Annotated in this window: 14 protein-coding genes; 11 read left to right on the forward strand and 3 right to left on the reverse strand. The window is 71.6% G+C overall.

Annotation, left to right across the window (positions count from 1 at the left end; genetic code table 11):
• Window positions 1-4 precede the first annotated feature (4 nt).
• A complete protein-coding gene (locus OG943_RS21565) occupies window positions 5-586 on the reverse strand; it encodes a TetR/AcrR family transcriptional regulator (RefSeq protein WP_328611593.1) in 582 nt (193 codons plus the stop codon).
• A 148-nt stretch (window positions 587-734) separates the two neighbouring features.
• On the opposite strand from OG943_RS21565, the gene OG943_RS21570 reads away from it, so the two are divergent.
• From OG943_RS21570 to OG943_RS21605, 8 genes are all read left to right on the forward strand, one after another.
• Window positions 735-1,913 (forward strand): serine hydrolase domain-containing protein, encoded by a 1,179-nt coding sequence (locus OG943_RS21570; RefSeq protein ID WP_328611594.1) that lies wholly within the window; start codon window positions 735-737, stop codon window positions 1,911-1,913.
• 104 nt (window positions 1,914-2,017) lie between these two features.
• On the forward strand, window positions 2,018-3,853 hold the full coding sequence (locus OG943_RS21575; RefSeq protein WP_328611595.1) for an APC family permease: 1,836 nt from the start codon (window positions 2,018-2,020) through the stop codon (window positions 3,851-3,853).
• A gap of 56 nt (window positions 3,854-3,909) precedes the next feature.
• On the forward strand, window positions 3,910-4,917 hold the full coding sequence (locus OG943_RS21580) for an agmatine deiminase family protein (RefSeq protein WP_328611596.1): 1,008 nt from the start codon (window positions 3,910-3,912) through the stop codon (window positions 4,915-4,917).
• A 131-nt stretch (window positions 4,918-5,048) separates the two neighbouring features.
• The gene (locus OG943_RS21585; protein ID WP_328611597.1) at window positions 5,049-6,815 is read left to right on the forward strand and encodes a fatty acyl-AMP ligase; all 1,767 of its coding nucleotides are present in this window, start codon (window positions 5,049-5,051) and stop codon (window positions 6,813-6,815) included.
• Window positions 6,812-11,002 (forward strand): HAD-IIIC family phosphatase, encoded by a 4,191-nt coding sequence (locus OG943_RS21590; RefSeq protein ID WP_328611598.1) that lies wholly within the window; start codon window positions 6,812-6,814, stop codon window positions 11,000-11,002. Before OG943_RS21585 ends, OG943_RS21590 begins: the two co-directional genes overlap by 4 nt.
• Entirely contained in the window at window positions 10,995-13,328 is a 2,334-nt protein-coding gene (locus OG943_RS21595; protein ID WP_328611599.1) for a thioester reductase domain-containing protein, read from the forward strand. The genes OG943_RS21590 and OG943_RS21595 overlap by 8 nt, the downstream gene beginning before the upstream one ends.
• The gene (locus tag OG943_RS21600) at window positions 13,325-14,410 is read left to right on the forward strand and encodes an alpha/beta hydrolase (RefSeq protein WP_328611600.1); all 1,086 of its coding nucleotides are present in this window, start codon (window positions 13,325-13,327) and stop codon (window positions 14,408-14,410) included. The genes OG943_RS21595 and OG943_RS21600 overlap by 4 nt, the downstream gene beginning before the upstream one ends.
• Before the next feature lie 369 nt (window positions 14,411-14,779).
• Window positions 14,780-15,397, forward strand: coding sequence for a DUF1062 domain-containing protein (locus OG943_RS21605; RefSeq protein WP_328611601.1), 618 nt, complete (start codon window positions 14,780-14,782; stop codon window positions 15,395-15,397).
• On the opposite strand, the gene OG943_RS21610 is transcribed toward OG943_RS21605, so the two are convergent.
• Both OG943_RS21610 and OG943_RS21615 read right to left on the reverse strand, forming a co-directional pair.
• Complete coding sequence (locus OG943_RS21610; protein ID WP_328611602.1) at window positions 15,357-16,574, reverse strand: hypothetical protein; 1,218 nt, start codon at window positions 16,572-16,574, stop codon at window positions 15,357-15,359. The genes OG943_RS21605 and OG943_RS21610 overlap by 41 nt on opposite strands.
• 101 nt (window positions 16,575-16,675) lie before the next feature.
• Entirely contained in the window at window positions 16,676-17,626 is a 951-nt protein-coding gene (locus OG943_RS21615) for a LysR family transcriptional regulator (protein ID WP_328611603.1), read from the reverse strand.
• A 118-nt stretch (window positions 17,627-17,744) separates the two neighbouring features.
• Between OG943_RS21615 and OG943_RS21620 the strand changes: the two genes are divergently transcribed.
• Genes OG943_RS21620 through OG943_RS21630 form a run of 3 tightly spaced genes read left to right on the forward strand, consistent with a single transcriptional unit; the run spans window position 17,745 to window position 20,771 of the window.
• Entirely contained in the window at window positions 17,745-18,608 is an 864-nt protein-coding gene (locus OG943_RS21620; RefSeq protein ID WP_328611604.1) for an alpha/beta fold hydrolase, read from the forward strand.
• On the forward strand, window positions 18,605-20,098 hold the full coding sequence (locus tag OG943_RS21625; RefSeq protein ID WP_328611605.1) for an MFS transporter: 1,494 nt from the start codon (window positions 18,605-18,607) through the stop codon (window positions 20,096-20,098). Before OG943_RS21620 ends, OG943_RS21625 begins: the two co-directional genes overlap by 4 nt.
• Window positions 20,007-20,771: a GNAT family N-acetyltransferase gene (locus OG943_RS21630; RefSeq protein ID WP_328611606.1), complete on the forward strand. Its 765-nt coding sequence runs from the start codon at window positions 20,007-20,009 to the stop codon at window positions 20,769-20,771. The genes OG943_RS21625 and OG943_RS21630 overlap by 92 nt, the downstream gene beginning before the upstream one ends.
• Window positions 20,772-20,817: the final 46 nt, after the last annotated feature.

The raw sequence follows: 20,817 nt of genomic DNA on the forward strand, positions 1-20,817 counted from the left end.
TCCCTTACGGACGCCCGGTGGCCGGTTCGCGGGCCGGGAGCCCGCGCAGGAGGGCGTCGAGGAAGAGGTCGAACCTCGGCGCGACCGGGCCGAGGTCCAGCCGGTTCTCCTGGAACGCGAGCCAGCCGACGATCGAAGTGACGAAGATGTACCAGCTCTGCTCGGCCATCGCGGCGCTGACCCCGTCGTCGAGGAAGGCCGTGACCACCGCGTTCTGGAGCCGGCCGATCGCGTCGGCGTTGTGCGCGTGGGGCCGGGACAGGCGGGTGGCGTAACCGGGGAGCGCGAGGAACTGGTCGTGCATGGCCCACGCGATCCGCGTCAGCCGTGGCAGCCAGGCCGGGCCGGCGTCCTCCCCCGGGGGAAGGATCCGGTCGACCAGGACCTCGCCGATGAGGTCGAGCAGCTCGTCGCGGTTCTTGACCCATCGGTAGAGCGCGCCGTGGCTGACGTCGAGGCGACCGGCCAGCTCCCGCATGGTCAGCGTGTCGAGGTTCCCGGCCGAGGACGCGGCCTCGACGATCCGGTCGCGGCTGATCCGCGCCGGCCGGCCGGGCGGGCGGCGCGCTCCCGCCGAATCCGTCATGCCCGGCACCGTACGACACGGGTGGCCGGCGCGCGGTCCGGCCCCGGCGAGACGTGCCTCACCGGCATAGTTAGTGACCACTGGTTACTAATGAGCTAACGTGGTGGTGTCCAAGGAAGTCCGGCAGCACCAGCGGTGAGGGGTACCGATGACAGAACACGACGTACAGGGCCACGGCGTACAAGGCCACGGTGTACAAGGCACTGTGGCGGACGGTTTCGAGCCCGTGCGCGAGGAGTTCGCGGCGATCCTGGCCGCCGAGGGCGCCGACCTGGACGCGCAGGTGGCGGCCTACCACCACGGCGAGCTGGTGGTCGACCTGTGGGCCGGGGCGGAGACCACGAGCGATTCGCTGCTGGGCACCTACTCCGCGAGCAAGGGGGTGGCCCACCTGATCGTCGCCCGGCTCGTCCAGGACGGGGTGCTGGACCTGGACCAGCGGGTCAGCCACTACTGGCCGGAGTTCGGGGTACGCGGCAAGCGCGAGATCCGGCTGCGCGAGCTGCTTTCGCACCAGGCCGGGCTGGCTGGGGCGGACGCCGGATTCAGCATGGAGGAGCTGGCGGACGACCGGGTCGTCGCCGAGCGGCTCGGCGCGCAGCGCCCGTTCTGGCGGCCGGCGACCGCGTCCGGTTACCACGCCTTGGTCATCGCGGCGCTGAGCGGCGAAGTCATGCGCCGCGTGACCGGGGAAACGGTGCAGAGCCTGTTCGCCTCGCTCCTGCGCGACCCGTACAAGCTGGACCTGCACCTCGGGCTGCCGGCCGATCAGGAGAACCGCTTCCTGCCCGCGCAGCCGATGGTGGCCACCCCCGAACGGCTCCGCGATCTCGCCGCGGCCGCCACCGCCCCGGACAGCCTCAGCGGCATCGCCTTCAACCGCCACCACCCGCGTAACCACGAGGTGTGGGAACTGCCGAACCTCCCGGTGGTCCGGACCAAGGGCCCGGCCTCGTTCGGCGGCATCGGCACCGCCCGCGGCCTGGCGAAGCTCTACTCGGCGGCCATCAGCCCCACCGACGGCGCGGCCCCGCTGCTCACCCCGGACACCGCCGCCGCGTTCGCCCAGATCCAGTCCGCCGGCTGGGACCTCGTGCTGCGACAGCACAAATCCTGGGCCGTCGGCTTCCACGCCGCCGCCGAGCTCTACCCCGTCCTCGGGCAAGGCGCCTTCGGGCACAGCGGAGCGGGAGGGCAACAGGCGCTGGCCGATCCGCGCAACGGGCTGTCCTACGCGTTCCTGCGCCGCCGTTTCCTCCCGCCCCCGCAGGCCGACGCCGACCACAGCCGCATCCTGCGCGCCCTGCGCACTTCGGCGACCGCTTAGACATACCGAGCCGGGATCAGGCTCCCGTTCACATCACGGGAACCGGCGTCAAGGAAACGTCAGCAACGGTCAACCCGGACCAAGCGGATCACAGTCTGAGCGGTGTGACCACCACGCTTTCGCCCCGCGACGCCACTGAGACCACCGACCGGGGCGAACGGCACCGGCTGTCCGTCGTCGGCGGGCTGGCCGCGCTCTCCCTGGACGCGATGGCGTCGGTGGCGTACGGGCCCGAGGCCATCGTGATCGTCCTGGCCGTCGCGGGCGGCACCGGCCTCGGGTTCACCCTGCCGGTCACCCTCGCGATCGCGCTCCTGCTGGGCGTCCTGACGCTGTCGTACCGGCAGGTGATCGCCGCGTTCCCGGACGGCGGCGGCGCCTACGGGGTCAGCCGGGCCCACCTCGGGTCCCGGGCCTCGCTCGTCGCCGCGGCTTCGCTGATCGTCGACTACGTGCTCAACGTCGCGGTGTCCGTGGCCGCCGGCGTCGCGGCGCTGACGTCGGCGTTCCCCGCGCTGCTGCCCTACACGCTGTGGCTGTGCCTCGGCGTGCTGGCGCTGGTGACGTGCGTGAACCTGCGCGGCATCGCCGAAAGCGCGCGGGCGTTCATCCTGCCCACCGCGATCTTCGTCGGCGCGATCCTCACCGTCATCGTGGCCGGCCTCATCCGCTCCGGCCCGGCGGTGGCGGGTGCCGCCCCGCAGCACGCCACCAGTCTGCAGACGGTCGGGATTCTGTTGCTGCTCAAGGCTTTCGCCAACGGGTGCGCCGCGCTCACCGGGGTGGAGGCGATCGCCAACACCGTGCCGTCGTTCCGCAAGCCACGGGTGCGCCGCGCCCAGCGCGCCGAGATCGCGCTGGGCGGGCTGCTCGCGGTGATGCTGATCGGGCTCGCGGTGCTGATCGGGAAGTTCTCGATTCACCCGGTCGACGGCGTTACCGTGCTCTCCCAGGTGACCACCGCGTCCCTCGGCGACGGTTTCGGCTTCTACGTGGTGCAGTTCTCGACCGTCGTGCTGCTCGCGCTGGCCGCCAACACCTCGTTCGGCGGATTGCCCGTGCTGGCGCAGCTCCTCGCGAAGCACAACAACCTGCCCCACGTCTTCGCGCTGCGCGCCGAACGCCAGGTTTACCGCTACGGCGTCGGCTTCCTCGCGGTCACCTCGGCGCTCCTGCTCGTCGTCTCGGACGGCGACATGAACACGCTGGTCCCGCTGTTCGCGATCGGGGTGTTCGTCGGGTTCACCCTCTCGCAGGTCGGCATGGTCCGGCACTGGTTCCGGAACCGGCCCCGCGGCTGGCGGGGCAAGGCGGCGCTGAACGGCTTCGGCGCGCTCCTGACCGGCATCGCCGCGGTCGTCGTCGCCGCGACGAAATTCAGCGAGGGCGGCTGGCTGATCATCGTCGCGCTCCCCGTGCTGGTGCTGGGCATGGAGTGGGTGAACCGCAGCTACCGCCGGATCGGGAACCGGCTGCAACTCGGCCGCACCCCTCCCCCGCCGCGGCCGAACCGGTCACTCGTCGTGGTGCCGGTCCACACGGTGTCGCTGCTGACCCGCGACGCGCTCGCCGCGGCGCTGTCGCTCGGCGACCGGGTCGAAGCCGTCCACGTCGCCCACCCCGACGAAGAAGCGGCGACGCGGGAGTTCGTCGAGGCCTGGGAGCGCTGGCATCCCGAAGTCACGCTCGTCCGGCTGTACGACGAACGGCGCCGGCTCGGCGAACCGCTCGTCGAGCACCTGCGCAAGCACGCGGGCTGCCACGTCTTCGTCCTCATCGCGGAAGTCGAGCCGGAGCACCCGTGGCAGCGGATCCTGCAGAACCGCCGCGGCGCCGTCCTCGCCCGCGCGCTCCGGCGCCGCTCCGACGCCGTGGTCTGCCGGATGCGCTTCCGGCTCGCCACCGCGGCTCCGGAGCGGTCGAGCCTCGGCGCTGGCTGAACATCCCGTCAGGGCATAATCCCTGGTCAAGCCATTTTGAAGATCAGGGAGACACCATGAAGCGGGTGATGCCCGAGGAGGGCGAGCCGCACCGGCGGACGTGGATGGCGTTCGGCGCCGGCGACCGGATCTGGGAGCCCGGCCAGGTGCCCGTCCTCCAGCGGAACCTCGCGGCGATCGCGGCGGCCGTCGCCCGGTTCGAGCCGGTGACGATGCTGGTGCGCCCGGACGAGCTGGACCTGGCGCGCGGGCTCCTCGGCGACGCCGCGGTCGAGCTGGTCGCCGCGGAGCTGGACGACCTGTGGCTGCGCGACACCGGTCCGGTGTTCGTCACCGGCGACGGGGAACTGGCCGCGGTGGACTTCAACTTCACCGGCTGGGGCGGGAAACAGGAGCACTCGCGCGACAGCCGGGTCGCCGGGCTCGTCACCGGCCGGGCCGGCGCCAGCGCCGTCCACACCGGACTGGTACTCGAGGGCGGCGGGATCGAGGTCGACGGCGAGGGCACGGCCATCATCACCGAAAGCTGCGTGCTGAACGAGAACCGCAACCCGGGACTGTCCAAACAGGACGCCGAAGCCCAGCTCGGAGAAGTGCTCGGCCTGGAGAAGATCATCTGGCTCCCGGGCATCGCCGGGCACGACATCACCGACGGGCACACCGACTTCTACGCCCGCTTCGCCGGTCCGGGCGTGGTGGTCGCCGGGCTCGACACCGATCCGGACTCCTACGACCACGACGTCACCCGGCGCCACCTGGACCTCCTGAAATCGGCGGCCGACGCGCGCGGCCGCCCGCTGCGGGTCGAAGTGATCAAGGCTCCCACCCGGCTGCGGCACGAGTCGGCCGATGCCGACTTCGCCGCCGGGTACATCAACTTCTACGTCTGCAACGGCGGCGTCATCGCCCCCGAATTCGGCGACCGCAAGGCCGACGCCGCCGCGCTCGCCACCCTGAGGCGCCTGTTCCCTGGCCGCCACGTCGTCCAGCTCGACATCGACGGCATCGCGGCCGGCGGTGGCGGCATCCACTGCACCACCCAGCAGGAACCGGCGCTGAGGTGAGTTCCTAGCGCTGGCTGGAGACCCGTTCCCAGTGCGTCCGAGGGCATACCGGGCAGAGTTCCGGCCGTCGCCGGGTGGCTGTCGCGATCGGTGGTATCAGTCTAGTGGTGATACCAGGACCGACATCGCGGATGAAGAGCTCGCCGAAGATGGTTTCCCCGCCGGTGTCCGAACGCAGCCTCGTCTCGGTCTTCGCCGAGCTTCACGCGAGGGAGCCGCTTCGCGAGTTGTTCGTCTTCGTCGACGACGACGGGCGCGACGTCGAGCGGCTGACCGCTCGGCAGCTCGCCGGGCGGGCGGACGGGGTTCGCGCGCTGCTCGAACGCGAGCGGATCAGCCCCGGTGACCGCGTTGTGCTCGTGCACCTGCCGTCCCTCGATTTCATCGCCGCCTTCCTGGGCTGCCTGGCGGCCGGGGTGATCCCCGTGCCGGTGTCCCCGCCGAACCCGTTCCGGCTCGAGCACGATGTCGCGCTGCTGTCGGCGATCGTGGACAGCAGTGGCGCGCGGGCGATGCTGACCCACGCGCCCTATCGCGACCTGGTGGCCGCCGCCGCTTCGGCCCCAGGCGGGAAAACTCCCGCGTGGCCGGCCATCCCCTGGCTCTGCCCCGACGGCTCCCCCGCGGAACCGGCGCTCGCGCCGGATTCCTGGCCCGCTGCCGTCGATCTGGACGAGCCGGCCTTCCTCCAGTACACGTCGGGGTCGACGGGAACTCCCAAGGGCGTCATGGTCACCCATCGCAACATCCATCACGAGCTTGAAGCGCTGCGGATCGACCTGGAGCTGGACGGCGATTCCGTCGGCGTGTGCTGGGTGCCGCACTTCCACGACCTGGGGCTCATCAGCGTGCTGCTGACCACGCTGACCGGGCACGCGCGCACGTACCTGATGTCGCCGTTGAGTTTCCTGAAACGGCCCGCGGTCTGGTTCGAGGTCCTGTCGAGGGTACGGGGAACGCACACCACCGCGCCGAACTTCGCCTTCGACCTGATGGCCCGCAAGGTCACGCCGGAGCAGCGGGCCGCATGGGACCTCAGCTCGGTCCGCGTGCTTTGTTCGGGCGGGGAGATCGTGCAGCCGGCGGCCATGGAGAGGTTCTTCGCCGAGTACAAAAGCACCGGACTCGGCCGCGAGGCTTTCCGGCCGGGATACGGCTTGGCCGAGCACACGCTCAGCGTCAGCATGGGGACCGGCGGACCGCTGACCCTCGACCGCGGCGAACTCGAACGCGGCTGGGCGGTCCCGGTCGACGACCCGTCAGACCGGCGGACCGCTGTGTTCTACGGCAGCGGCTGGGTCACCAAGGCCGGCGCGAAGGTGCGGATCATCGACCCTGCCACATTCCGGCCCTGCGAGCGGAATCAGATCGGTGAGATCTGGATCGACTCCCCGACCAAGGCCCGTGGCTACTGGGGGCGTGAGTCCGACAGCCGGGAAACCTTCGAGGCCGTCCCCACCGACGGTGACCAGGGCCGTTATCTGAGAACGGGCGATCTCGGTTTTCTCCGTGACGGCGAGCTTTTCGTGACGGGCCGACTGAAAGACCTGATCATCCTGTACGGGCACAACTACGCACCCGAAGACATCGAGAGCAGCGTGCGCCGAAGCGACCAGCGGATCCGCCGGGGAGGCGTGGCGGCGTTCTCGGTCCCGCCGGTGCCCGGCGAGTCCGCGGTCGAGCGCTTGGTGGTCTTCGCCGAGACCACCCTCACCGATCCCGCCGACGAGATCGTGGCGGAGATCGTCCGCGCGATCCGCCGCCAGGTGCACGCGGACCAGGGACTGGTGTGCGACGACGTGGTCGTGGCGAACAACCTGGTGCTGAAGACCAGCAGCGGCAAGGTCCGCCGTACCGCGTGCCGCGACCGGTATCTGAGCAAGGAACCCGCACTGTGAACGAACTCGGTCATGACTGGGTCCGCTGTGACCGGCCGGCCGGAGCGAACCCCGATCCCGGCTCCTGGGCCGCGGTCGCAGGCGGCGCGGACAACGCGGTGGAGCTGCCCGCGGGCATCACTGTCCACGCGTCGATCGAAGCGGCGGGCGCCGCGGTCCCGGTCCCGCGAGTCGTCCTGCTCGCCGCCCCGGTCCGGCCGGCGGGAGACGACGTGCCGCTCGCCGTCCGATCGGCGGTGCACGAGCTGGTGCGCTCGATCCAGCGCTGGCTGGCCGACGACGCGCTGCGGGCGTCACGGCTGGTGGTGCTGACGCGGGGCGCGGTCCTGGCCGACGATCCGGACTTCACCCAAGCCGTGCTGTGGGGACTGGTCCGCGCGGTTCAGGCGGAGCATCCGGACCGGATCAGCCTCGTCGACCTGGACCCGCGCCGGCCCGGCGGGCTGGTGAAGGCCGTCGCCCTCGGCCGGCCACGGCTGGCGATCCGGGACCAGACCGGGTACGAACCCCGGTCGCTGCGTCACGAGCCCGGCGCCGACGAGCTTCCGGCGCCGGGTGACGGCACGATGCTGATCACCGGCGGAACCAGTGGCCCCGGCGCGCAGGTGGCTCGGCACGCGGCCCGGCGGGGCGTCCGCAATCTGGTGCTCCTGTCACGGCGTGGTGGTGAAGACGAAGGCGCCGCGGCACTTCGGGACGAGGTCACCGGCCTGGGCGCCCGCGTGACCATCGAGACCGGTGACGCCGCCGATCGTGACCGGCTGGCAACGGTGCTGGCGGCCATCCCCGCGGACCTGCCGTTGACGGCCGTGGTGCACGCGGCGGGTGTACCCGAGGACAGCGCGATCGATTCCCTCACCCCGGAGCGGGTGGATACCGTGCTGCGGCCCAAGATTGACGCCGCGTGGCACCTGCACGAACTGACCGCCGGGCTGCCCTTGTCGGCGTTTGTCGTGCTCTCCGCCCCGGCCGGCACGCTCGGGGACACGGCGAACGCGTTCCTCGACCCGTTGATGCGGCACCGCCGAGCCCACGGGCAACCCGGCCTCGCGCTGGGCTGGGAGTCATTGGCCGCGACGGATTCCCGCGAGCTGCTGGACCGGCTGAGCACCGGGATCGGCGGCCTGATGGGCGTTGAGCCCGGCGGGCTCGACGTCCGGGCGCCACTGTCCACATTGGGCATGGACTCCGTGCTGGCCATGCGCGTCCAGGACCTGGTCGAGTCCGGCTTCGGCCGCGCGCTGCCGGTCACGCTGCTGCTCGGTGGGGCCAGCGTCAGCGACCTCGCCGACTACCTGATGACCGAAACCGTTGCCAGGGAACAGAACGACACCACCGTGGCGGACGTGGTACGGCTTCCGGTCACCAAGGACGTGATGCGCCTGGTGCGGGCCGAGCAGCAGGGTACCCCTGGCGTCACGCACCACATCGGCTTCGCCCTCCGCCTGATCGTCCCGACGACGCAAGAACGGCTGGCCGCCGTGCTCACCGGGATCGCCGACCGGCACGCGGCGTTGCGGACGGCGATCGTGCCGGACGACGAACACGGCCACCAGTTCGAGGTCCGGCGCCGTCCTGAAGGGGCGTTGCTGCGGTGGTCGACGGTCGAGGACGAGGTGGACATCGATCAGCGGCTCCGTGAGCTCCTGGAGCCTCCGTTCGACCTCGCGTCGGCCCCGCTGTGGCGATTCGAGATGCTCGAAACCGCGTCCGGGCACCAAATTCTCCTCTACGGCGCGCACCACGCGGTGGCCGACGCCTCGTCCTTCGCGCGGGTCGCGGCCGAGATCGGCGCGGCGCTCTCCGGCGAGGAAGCACCCGCAGCTCTGTCCAATCAGGACATCGACGACCTGCTGCGGGCCCAGCCGGTCGAACGCACCGGCCCGGCCGCGGCGGACTGGAGCGCGCTGTTCGCCGGGTCCCATCGGCTGGACCTGGCCCTGACCCGGCCGGTCGAGCGGACCTTCCGCGCCGCCACCCGTTTCGTGGACGTCCCCGAGGATCTGGCCCACCAGGCCACGGCTCAGGCCCAGCGCCTCGGCATCACCCCGGCGGCACTGTGGCTGGGCGCGTTGCAGGTGTTCCTGGCCCGGCTGAGCGGGCAGAGCCGGTTCGCGCTCGCTGTCCCGGTGGACACCCGCATCCACGTCGGGGCGGCCGACGCGGTCGGGTTCTTCGGCGTGCCGATCCCGTTCCCCGCCGAGGTCGGCGAAGGCGAACCCGTCCTCGACGTGCTTCGCCGCACGGACACCCGGCTGACCGGTGTGCTGGCGAAGGGCACGTCGTTCTTCGACACCGTCTCGGTGCTGGTCGAGGAAGGGCTGTACCGGCCGAACGCGCCGCTCGTCGAGGTGTACTTCAACTACCTCGGGACGCAGGCGCTCAAGCTGCCGGGACTGGAGATCCTCCCGGCCGGCACTGGTTACTCCGATGTGGACCTGATGGTCACGGTGCTGCCCGACCTCGGCCGGCTGCGTTTGGACTACAACCTCGACGTCCTCGACGAGGAAAGCTGCGCCGGCTTCGGCGACGACTTCCTGGACCTGCTCGCCGAGGTGGCCGGCGACCCGTCGGCCGCGGCTCGTCCGGCGAAGGGCTCGGTCGCCGTCGCGGCCACTTTCGCGCTGGGCAACCTGCCGGCGCTGCTGTCGAGGACGCTCGGTGAGACCGGGCTCGAAGTCGCCGAGGCGCCGTACCACCAGGTGCTGGCGAGCCTGCTCGACCCGGCCGGGGTGTTCGCCGGGCCCTCGGCCGTGGCGGGCGTGGCGCTGCTGCGCGCGGGTGACTTCAGCCGGTTCGGGCCGGTGGCCGACGAGCTGCTGGCCGAACTCGGCGCGCAGTACCCCGCCGCGCTGCGTTCGCTGGCCGATCGGACCGGGCGCCCGCTGATCGTCGGGTTCCTGCCCGATCGCGCCGCGGACGACCGGACGCGCCGGTGGGAGCAGGACGTGGCGGCCCAGCTACGCGACCACCCCGGGATCGCGGTCCTGGCAGGCGATGACTGGAATCGTGACTACCGCGTCGAGGATCTTTTCGACGAGCGCACCGAATCCCTCGCGCACATGCCGTTCGCGGCCGAGTTCGAGGCGGTGATCGCGCTCGGGGTGACCGACGTGCTCGCGAGCATCCGCCGTCCTCCGCCGAAGGTGATCGTGGTGGACGGGGACGAGACGTTGTGGAGCGGCGTCGCCGGCGAGGCCGGGCCGGACGGGGTCGAGCTGACCGGGGCACGGGCGCTGCTCGCGCGCCGGCTGCGGGACTGGCGCTCGGCGGGCGTGCTGCTGGCCCTGGTGTCCAAGAACGACGAGGCCACGGTGCGGGCCGTGCTGGACCGGCCGGACAGCGTGCTCCGGGCCGGCGACTTCAGCGTGATCGCGGCCGGCTGGGACCCGAAACCCGCGCGGATCGAGGCGGTGGCCGAGGAGTTGCGGCTCGGGCTGGACTCGTTCCTGTTCCTCGACGACAACCCGGTCGAGATCGCCGCGGTCCGGTCGGCGCTGCCCGAGGTGCTGTGCCTGACCTGCCCGCCCGTCGGCGAATTGGAGAGCTTCATCCGGCGGCTGTGGCCCGCCGTGCCGCGTCCCGCCACGGCCGAAGACGCCATGCGGGCCGACTTCTACCGGCAGGAGAAGATCCGCACCGAAGTGCGTGACCGGACGGGTTTCGCCGATTTCCTGGAGCGGCTCCAGCTCGAACTCGACGTCCGGCCGCTGACCCCGGCCACCGTCGAGCGGTCCGTGCAGCTGAGCCGCCGGACGAACCAGTTCACCCTCCGTCCCGCCGCGCTCGACGCCGCGGCCCTGGCCCGGTGGCAACGCGACGGTGAGGTGTGGACCGTGTCGGCGCGGGACCGGTTCGGCGATTACGGGCAGGTCGGCCTGCTCGTGGTCCGCCCGGACGGCACCACGCTCGAAGTGGTCGCGTGGATGTTGAGCTGCCGGGTGCTCGGCCGCGGCGCCGAGGAGCGGGTGCTCCGATGGCTGGCAGATCGCGCCGACGCGCTCGGGTGCGCGTCGATCCTCCTGACCGCCGACCACACTCCCCGCAACATTCCGGCCCGGCGCCTGGTCGCCGCACTGGGCTGCGGGCCGGTCGACGAGGCCCGGCCGGCCGCGACCGTCACCCCGGCCCGGCTCCGGGAACTCCGGTCTGGGGATCTCGGCTCGTCCGGGGTGTCCCATGGCTGAAGGTGGCGTCGATCGCCGACGTGAAGGCGAGCAGATCGAACGCGGCGGCGACCCGGCCGCACGGGTGGCCCAGCTGCTGGCCGGACTCCGGCAACCCGGGCCCGCCGTTGTTCCCGCTGGAGTCGGCCGTCCTGATCCTGAGTGGACAGTGGCGAGCCTGGCCTCGGCCATCGTCGCGACCGCAGTAAAGTTGTTGCCGGGAAAGGAGATCCAGGCCGACGCCGACCTGTTCGACGCCGGTGCGTCGTCGGTCAACGCGGTCGAGCTGGTCGCGGCCCTCGACCGTGAACTGAACGTACGGCTCGAACTGGACGACGTCTTCGCGGACGCCCGGCCACGCCGGCTCGCGCAACGGTGGCTGGACGCCGCCGGGACTGGGCCGTCGCCAGCCGCGCCAGCAGGCACACCGTCAGCCGCCCCGGCAATCGCCCAGGACCCAGCGACCGCCACGGACCTGGACCTGATCGCGGCCGACCTCTCCCTCGCGGATGATCTGCCCTGGTGCGACTCGCCGCAGCGGGTCGCGCCCCGCACCGTCCTGCTGACCGGGGCCACCGGCTTCCTGGGCAGCCACCTGCTGCTCGAACTCCTGCGGCGAGGTGACGCCCATGTGGTATGCGTGGTGCGCGCGGCCGATGACGAAGCGGCGGCCCGGCGGCTCGGGAACGCGCTGACCGGGTTCGACCTGCCGTTCTCCGGGGAGGTCCGCCGCCGCACGACCGTGCTCGCCGGCGACCTGCGGCAGCCACGGCTCGGCCTGCCCGCCGACGTCTGGGACCGGCTCACGCGGGAGCTGGACTCGGTGGTCAACGTCGCCGCGGCGGTCGACTTCCTGCGCGGCTACCCGTCCCTGCGGCAGTCCAATGTGGTCTCGGTGCGCACGCTCGCCGAGCTGGCGATGACCGGGCGGCCCAAGCCGCTGCACCACGTCTCGTCCCTCGCGGTGTTCAACGAGCCCGGGATCGCCTCGATGGGCGAGGACGATCCGCTCGCCCACGTCACCCGGCTCACGGCCGGGTACGACAAGTCGAAGTGGGCCGCGGAGGCCCTGCTGCGGCGGGCCCGTGAACGCGGGCTGACCGCCACGATCCTGCGCCCCGGCGGCATCGGCGGGCACACCCGGACCGGCGCGTACAACGTGCGCGACCTCAGTTCCGGTTTGATGGCGGCCTTCTCCCGGTATCACACGATCCCGGCGTTCCGGTACTCCAACGTCGCCCCCGTGGACTGGGTGAGCCTGATGGCGGCGGCGATCGTTTACGAGCCCGACGGCTGGGGCCAGAACCACCATCTCGCCGGCCGGCCGGGCTCGATGGCGGAGACGGTCCGCGACCGGGAGCTCGGCGGCATGAACGTCGAAGTGCTGGGCTGGGACGACTGGCGGGCCGATTTCCTGGCCCGCGCCGAGGCCGATCCGGTGCCCGAGCTGGACTTCCTGGTCCGGCTGATGCGCAGCCCGACCGCGGTGAAGCTCTGCGAAGCCAATCTCACCGCCCCGGCCGCGACGGGCGAGCGCGCCGAGGCCTTCGCCGCACGGCACGACCTGCCGGCGCCCGTCCGGTACGACGCCAAGCAAAGCCTGAAGTGCTACGAACGGATGGTCCGCGACGGCCTGATCAAGCTGCCCGGCCGCGACGATCCGCCGCACCTGTGGTTCCCCGAGACGATGAAGGGCAGGCTCGGGCCGGTCGCCGAGCCGGCCGAGACGCCCTGCGCGCTGCGCCTGACGCTGTCGATCGCGAGCATGTACCAGCTGGTGCGCAACGGGAAACGCACTCTCGACGTGCAGCGGGGCGAGCTGAAGTGCGCCGAGCTGCACGAGCGGCCGTTGACCGTGGAGTCCGGCGAAGTGTGGATCCGCCCGGACGAGGGCATTCCCCGGCAGCACGGGTTCGAGCACCCGCTGCTGCGGTACCGGCTGCGGCTGCGTGACGCCGACGGGCAGGAGTGGTGGCTGGACGGCTTGAAGACCGCCCGGGCCCGGCGTGACCTGTGGAAGCAGTCCAGGACGATGACCGTCGAGATCGGCCGGACGGACGAGCCCGCGAGCTTCGCCGGTGTGGTGAAGGTGCCGTCCAAGAGCTACCTGCGTGACCAGGTCGACGGGATCCAGGTCGACCCCCGGCTGTCCGTGCAGGAGCAGCGCACCGCCAAGCTGGCCTGGCTGGCCTGGTTCGTCCCGGAGATGGGCAAGGGCCTCGCCGAGCCCGGGTTCCGGGTGCTGGCCGACCTGATGGACCTGCGCCGCGACGCCGTCGACCGGCAGGCCGGCCGCGACCGTGCGCAGGACCGCAAGACGATCAGGAAGAGGATGAGGTCGCGATGACGTCCCGGACCCCGATGCCGTGGCTGGCCGCGGCCAGGTTCGACGGTGCCACGGTCGAACCGGTCCCGTTCACCACCTCGGACGGCGTCGAGCTGGGCCTGTGCCGGATCACGCGGCACAGCGGCCGGCCCGCCGTGCTGCTCGTCCACGGGCACACCGTGTCCAGCGAGATGTTCGCCCTGCCCGAGATCCGCAACCTGGTGGACGTGCTGCTCGACGCGGGCTACGAACCGTGGCTGCTGGACTGGCGGGGCAGCTGCGGGCTGCCGTACAACGAAGGCCGCGAGCGCTTCACCTACGACGACGTCGCGCTTTACGACATCCCCGAGGCGGTGTCGTGCATCCGCGGCCGGATCGGCGACCGGAAGCTGTTCGCCGTGGCCCATTGCCTCGGGGCGATGTCGCTGTCGATGTCCATGGCGGCGGGCCTGGTGCCGGGGCTGGCGGGCGTGGTGGCGCACTCGGTCTTCCTGACGCCCAAGCTGTCCTGGGCCACGCGGCTGCGGGTGCACCTCGGCGGTGAGCTGCTGCGCTCGTGGTTCACGCACGTGCCCGTGGACATCAGGAAAGTGGGGCTGCGGTCGAAGTACACCCCGCTCTTCGCGCTGGCCTCGCGGGGTGCGGACTGCCCGGACCCGACCTGCCAGATGCTGCACAACTCCGCGTGGGGCACCGGTGTTTCGCTGTTCGAGCACGACCAGCTCGACCGGCGCACCCACGACCGGCTGCCCGAGCTGTTCGGCTCCATGCCGACCTGGGTCCTGCCGCACCTGCGCCGCAACGAACTCGCGCACGCGGCGCTGCGGTGGAACACCCGTGACCATCGCTACGACCGGCTGCCCGAGAACGCCCTGGACGCCGCGGACCGCATCGACGCCCCCGTGCTGCTGCTTTCGGGCAGCGAGAACAAGGTCTGGCTGGACTCCAACCGCCTGTGCCACGACGTCCTGGCCCGGCGCCAGCCCCAGCTGGACGTCCGCTACGCCGAGATCCCCGGCTACGGCCACATGGACGCGTTCCTCGGGCGCGGTGCGGCGCTCGACGTGTTCGGCCGGATCACCGGCTTCCTCGACGAGCACTAGCCGATAATCGGTGGAGCTGCCTGGCGTCGCGCTGTTAGCGTCGGCGGATCACATGCGTCCGGGACACCGAACGAGGACAGGCCGTTGTACACCTGCTGAGACTCCACCGCGCCGAGTAGGCACGCCATGAGTTCCGGGGCCGGTACCGGGAGCTGAACCCGCTCCCACCACCGTCCTCATCGGATCATGCCCGCAGCGTGCGCTCGGGGCTGGACGCTGCTCTTTCGAGCACTGATATCCCGCAGAGACCAAGCGAGTTCGGCGTGCCGTCGTGACACACGGCCGCCACTCGCTCCCCTGTCCTGCGCGGATTCCCTCCGCGGAGCGCCGTCTCCGCACGGAAATGTCGCAGCAGATAGGCACCCTCCGGTGACCCACAACGAAATAGCCCGACGAATCGCGACGCAGTGGCTGGTATACCCGACGGGCCTGCCCCTCATCCGCCGCCGCTGCCTGCGCTGTCCGTCGGCGCAGTACCGCGCGCACGGAAAGTTCCGCGTCAACGCGAACCGCAAACTCCTCGACGTCTGGCTCCTGGCGCTGTGCGCCGGATGCGGGGAGACCGTCAAACTGACGGTCCTGGAACGGGTCCACGTCCGGGCCATCGATCCGGCGACCCTGACCCGATTCCACGACAACGACCCCGAACTCGCGGCGAACCTGCTGGCGGATCCGGGATTACTGCGCCGAAACGGCGTCACTGTCGACTGGGATGGGGCGTGGGCGCTCCGGAAGCCGGCGGTCGATCTCTCGGAAGCCGAGGTGATCGACACCTCGGTCCGCTTCACTCGACGAATCCCGATCAGGCTGACAACACTGCTGTCGGTCGGGTTGGACGCGTCGCGCTCCGAAGTGCACCGGCTCATCGCCGACGGTTGCCTCTCGTCAACGCACCGCCTCACCGGGAAGTCGTCCGGAGACTTCAGCTTCACCCTCCGGACGTCGGTCACTGGCCCCGGGAAACCAGCAAACCCCAGGTGTTGTTGAGGTTGTTCGAACTGAACAGCCCCGCGGCGAGCAGCTTCTTCGTGCCGGGGACGGGCTTGATCGCGAGCACCGAACTCTGCTCCGCGTGGGACGTGCCTTCCGCGGGCAGCGGTTCCTGCTGCCATTCCTGGCCGGTCCACACCGCGAACCGGCAGTGCGGATCGCCGCTCTGCCAGCCGGCCGTCCAGAGCCGGCCGTCGTTGTCCACGGTGGCCGCGTTGACCTCGGGGAACGGCGCGGCGGGCACGGAGGTCCACTGCTTGCCGTCCCAGTGCGCGACGAAACCGGCGATCGGGGGTGCGTTCCACTCGTTCGGCCGGCCCACCGCGTAGACGCCGCCCTTCGGGTCGGCCGCGATCCGGCCCGCGATCCAGCCCGTGGGGTAGTCCGACGGCACCGGCACGGCCTGGACCGTCCACACGCGACCGTCCCAGTGGTACAGCAGCGGGGCGCTCTTCCCGCTCTCGTCGGTCACGTTCGCACTGACCGTGATGTCATCGGGACCCGTGCCGATGATCGTGCCCGGCTGCGGCGCCTTCCCGCCGGGTGCGAGCGGCAGCGTCACCTTCTGCCAGGCCTTGCCGTCCCAGCGCTCCAGCCAGGGCTCGGTGGCACCGGTGGAGACCTGGTAGTCCATCCCGCTCAACCACACCGAGTTCCCGCCGAACGAGGCGAGGCCGCCGACGAAGGACTGCCAACCGGGCGCGGGCGTGGGACGCTCGACGGACTTCCACGCGGTGCCGTCCCAGTGCTGGACGACGTCGGCGCCCGCGGCAGCGGACGGCACCGCGCGGTGCTCACGCACGTCGGCCGCGGCCACCTCGCCGGCCGAGCCCGCCGCCCAGACGTCGTTCGGCGCGGCTGCCGACACCAGGTCGAGCCGCGCGGGCCCCGGCACCGGAGCGGGCGGGACGTCGGCCCAGGCCTTGCCGTCGTAGTGCTCGATCGCGAGCTCCGGCTGGTTGTCCTGGCCGGCCTGGTACCCGACGGCCCAGGCGTTGTCCGCGCTCGTCGCGGCGACGTCGCTGTAGATCCGGTTGACCGCGCTGTCCAGCGGTTGTTCCAGCCGCCAGCCCTCGGCCGGTGACGCGCTCGCGGCCTGGGCGGTCAGCCCGAGCACGAGGCCGCTGATCGCGGCCACGGCGGCGAGCCGTGACCGGTTCGGCGTGCGGTTCATGGATTTCCTCCAGTCGATGGGGCACCCGTTCACCTTCCGGGACGAGCGGAGACCGGGAAAGGTTGAAGCCCCGGGGAGACTGCCCAGAGTGGACGCGCCGGTCAGGACACGCCCAGCCGCCCCTCGGAGGCCGCCGGGTGCCGGGCGAGCAGGTCGTCGAGCCGGGTGCCGACCTCCGCGCAGTTCTGCCTGACCACTGAGAGAAAGGCCGCGAGGACCGGCGAAGAATCGTTGACCCGGAACGACATCTGCAGATCGGGCAGCCGGAACCGGGGCTCCACGTCGCAGAACCAGATGTCGTTACGGCTGATGAGCCGCATCCGGTCGGGCCCGAGCCCGACCCCGGCGCAGCACGCGGCGAGCCCGGCGATCGTGTGGACGTCACGGGCCAGCGCGGCGCCGTCGAGGACGGCCGGATCCGCCTCGAACAACGGTCGCAGGTAGGAACCGGCCGCGTCCGCGCTGACCACGAGCGGCTCCTGGGCCAGCTGCTCGACGGTGACGGACGGGCTCCCGGCGAAGGGATGCGCCATGGAGACCACGGCCACCAGATGGTCCGCGCCGATGGGCACGGTGATCAGGTTCTCCGCGCCGGCGCCGCGAGGGCGGCCTCGCCCCACCGCGACATCCAGCTCACCGGCGAGCAGCGCGGCCGACGCCACGGAGCTGTCCAGTTCCTGCAGCGTGAGCCGGACCTCCGGATGGGTCCGGCGGAAGCGGCCGAGCACGCCCGGCAGCGGGGCGAGCAACGCCGATCCGAGGAACCCGATCCGGAGCCGCCCGGTCTCCCCGCGCGCCGCGCGTCCAGCGTCGACCCGGGCCAGGCTCATCTCGGCGAGCGCGCTGTGCGCCCTGGCGAGGAAGGCCTTCCCCGCGGCGGTGGGGAAAACGCCGCGCGCCGTGCGGTCGAACAGGCGCTCACCGACCTCCCGCTCGAGCGCGGCGATCTGGGTCGACAGCGGCGGCTGGGCGATGCCGAGCGACGCGGCGGCGCGGCCGAAGTGCTGATGCTCGGCGAGGGCCAGTGCGTACCGAAGATGACGAGCTTCCACCCGGCGATGATACGTCCTGAGTATCGCGGGAGCCCTCTTCAGATATCGCGGTGGATGACGCAGGGGTCCGTGCGGTGACCTGGTCACGTCACCGATCGCGACTTCCGAAGGAGCCCCCGTGGGCAATCCCGCCGAAACCGTCATCCTGCTGGTGCACGGCGCCTGGCACTCCGCGCTGCACTGGGCGCCGGCGCAGCGTTTCCTCGCCCGCCACGGCCTGGCCGCCGTCGCCGTCGACCTGCCGGGAGCCGGGCTCGACGCCCCGGTCCCGGCCGGGTACCTGCAGGCCGGCCAGCCCGGGTTCACCAGCGAGAAGTCGGCACTGCACGACGTCACGATGCAGGACTCCACGGAGGTGGTGCTCGACGCGCTGGCCGGCGTCCGCAAGCGATACCGGAACGTGGTCCTGGTCGCGCACAGTGCCGGTGGCTCCGCGGTGTCGGCCGCCGCGGAACAGGCTCCGGAGCTCGTCGACCAGCTGGTGTACCTCTCCGCGTTCGTGCCCGCGGGCCGGCCCCGGTTCGCCGACTACATCGCCGACAAGCAGAACGCCGGCGCCGTCCAGGTGCCGCCGGTCGCGGATCCGGCGGAGATCGGCGCGTTCCGGATCAACCCGCTTTCGCCCGATCCGGCCGTGACCGACGTGATCCGCCGGGCCTTCCTCAACGACCTCCCCGCGGACAGCCCGGAGTCCTGGCGCCGATTGCTCCACCCGGACCACCCGTACTCGAGCTTCACCACGCCGGTGGCGGTCTCGCCCGAACGCTGGGGGCGGCTCCCGCGCTCCTACGTCCGGCTGACCGAGGATCTCGCCCTGCCGCCCGCGACCCAGGACCTGATGATCACCGAGGCCGACCAGGTCACGCCGGACAATCCGTTCCGCGTGTTTTCCCTGCCGGGCGGGCACTCGCCGTTCGTGACGCGTCCCTCGGAGCTGGCGACGCTGTTCGCCACCATCGCCCTGCAAGACGGCGCCCGGTGACCACGTTTCGCGCACACAGGCTCCTCCTGCCGATCATCCTGTCCGGCACCTTCGTCCAGCTGTTCAGCGTGACGGTCATGCAGGTGGCCGTGGTCGACGTCCGCCGTGACCTCGGCGCCGGAGCGGGCGAAAGCCAGCTGGTCCTCGCCGGTTACACCCTCACCTTCGCCTGTTCGCTGATCGTGTCGGCCCGGCTGGGCGACCGGTACGGCCACCGGCGGATGTTCGTCGCCGGGATGGCGGTGTTCACCGCCGCCTCGATCGGAGCGGCCGCCGCGCCCGGCCCCTGGGTCCTGATCGCCGGCCGCCTGGTGCAGGGTTTCGGCAGCGGGCTCATGGCGCCGCAGATCCTGTCGATCATCCAATCGGCGGTGCCGCCGCACCGCCGGCCCGCCGCGTTGAGCGCTTTCGGCGCGACCATGGCGGCGGCCTCGCTCGCGGGCCCGGTGCTCGGCGGCGTGCTGATCCAGCTCAACCCCCTGGGCCTGGGCTGGCGAGCGGCGATGCTGCTGACGGTGCCCATCGGGCTCGCGGCCCTCGCGCTCTCGCCCACTCTGCCGTCCGTCCACAGTGAACAGAAGGCGAGCCGCGTCGATCCGGTCGGGGCGGTGCTGAGCCTGCTGGGCCTCGCGCTGCTGATCTTCCCGCTGGCGACGGGACGGGACGCGGGCTGGCCGCCGTGGACCTGGGTGAGCCTGGCGCTGGCCGTGGTGCTGCTGGCCGGTTTCGCGGTGTCCCAGCGGAAGGTGGCCGATCCGCTCGTGCATCCGTCCACAGTGGCCAATCCGGTGACGAGGTGGGGGCTCGGCATCGTCCTGGTCTTCAACGCGGGCGTGCCGTCCTTCACGCTGCTGCTGTCGATGCACCTGCAGGGCGCGGAAGGCTGGAGTCCACTTCAGACTGGACTCGGCGTCACCCCGTACGCACTGGGCGCGCTGGCCGGAAGCGGGATCGCGAACAGCCTGGGCCGGCGTTTCGGCCCTTGGGCTCTCGCCGCCTCCGCTCTGACGCTGGGATTCGTGTCGCTCGTCGTCCCGGTGACTATCAGCGGCCACGGTCTGCTGTGGGTGTACTGGCTCGCGCTGTGCCTCGGCGGCTTCGGTTTCGGGGTGTTCACCGCTTCGGCGTTCACGCAGATCATCGCCGGAGTCCACCCCGAAGCCGCCACCTCGGTCTCCGGCCTGCTCCCGACCGCCCAGCAACTGGGCGGAACCCTGGGCGTCACCCTCGCCGGCATCGCCTACGCCGCGCCCGCCGCGAACGCCGGAGACGCACTGTGGCACGCGATGGGCTACGAGGCCGCGGCGTTCGCGCTGGCCGCGGTCTGCGCGGTCGGGCTGGCCCGCCACACCCGGGCCGCTGCCGCCGACAGCTCCGTGCCGCCAGGACAATGGGCGAATGGACTCGCATGTGGAGATCGACCGGATCGACCCGGCGTCGGCCGACAGCTCGGTTCTCGAGGGCGTCTACCAGGTGATCTCGGCCAGTGACCAGCTCGACAACCCCGGTGCCCCGGCCACGACCTTCGCCACGGCCATCGGCCGGCTCAACGACCCGCAGCCGAACCTCGGCCCTGTCCGGCGCTGGGTGGCACGCCGGGACGGCCGCGTCGTCGGGCTCGCCGCCCTGTACTTTCCCGAGGCCGAAAACAGCCATCTCAGCCTGCTCCAGCTGACCGTCCATCCCGACGCCCGCCGCAACCACATCGGCACCGCCATCCTCCGCGCGATCACGCCGGAAGTGCGAGCGCACGACCGCACGGTTCTGGAGTGCTGGAACATCACCAAGGGCAGCGCCGGCACCTCCTTCGCCACGGCGCTCGGCTTCGAGGTGGTCAGCACGACGGTGTGCCAGACGCTGTCGATCGGCGACGTCGATCGCTCCGCGTGGGAGGTGGAGCCGGCGGCCGGATACCGGTTGCACACCTGGCACGGAGCCGCGCCGGACGAGCTGGTGGCCTCGTACGCCGTGGCACGGCGGGCGATCGCGGACAGCCCGTTCGGCCGATCGGCGCTCCGGTTCCCGGCGTGGACCGTCGACCGGGTCCGCGAGTCCGAGGCCGAATCCCGCCGGCGCGAGATCGACCACCGGGTGGTCGCGGTGGTGCGGGAGGATTCCGATCAGGTCGTGACGGCGGTAGTGAACGCCTGCATGTCAAGGTGAACCCTGCGCTCGGCTACCGCACCACGCGTGAAATGGTGGTTATTGC

Origin of the sequence: Amycolatopsis sp. NBC_00345, from assembly GCF_036116635.1 — a bacterium.
Lineage (GTDB): Bacteria > Actinomycetota > Actinomycetes > Mycobacteriales > Pseudonocardiaceae > Amycolatopsis.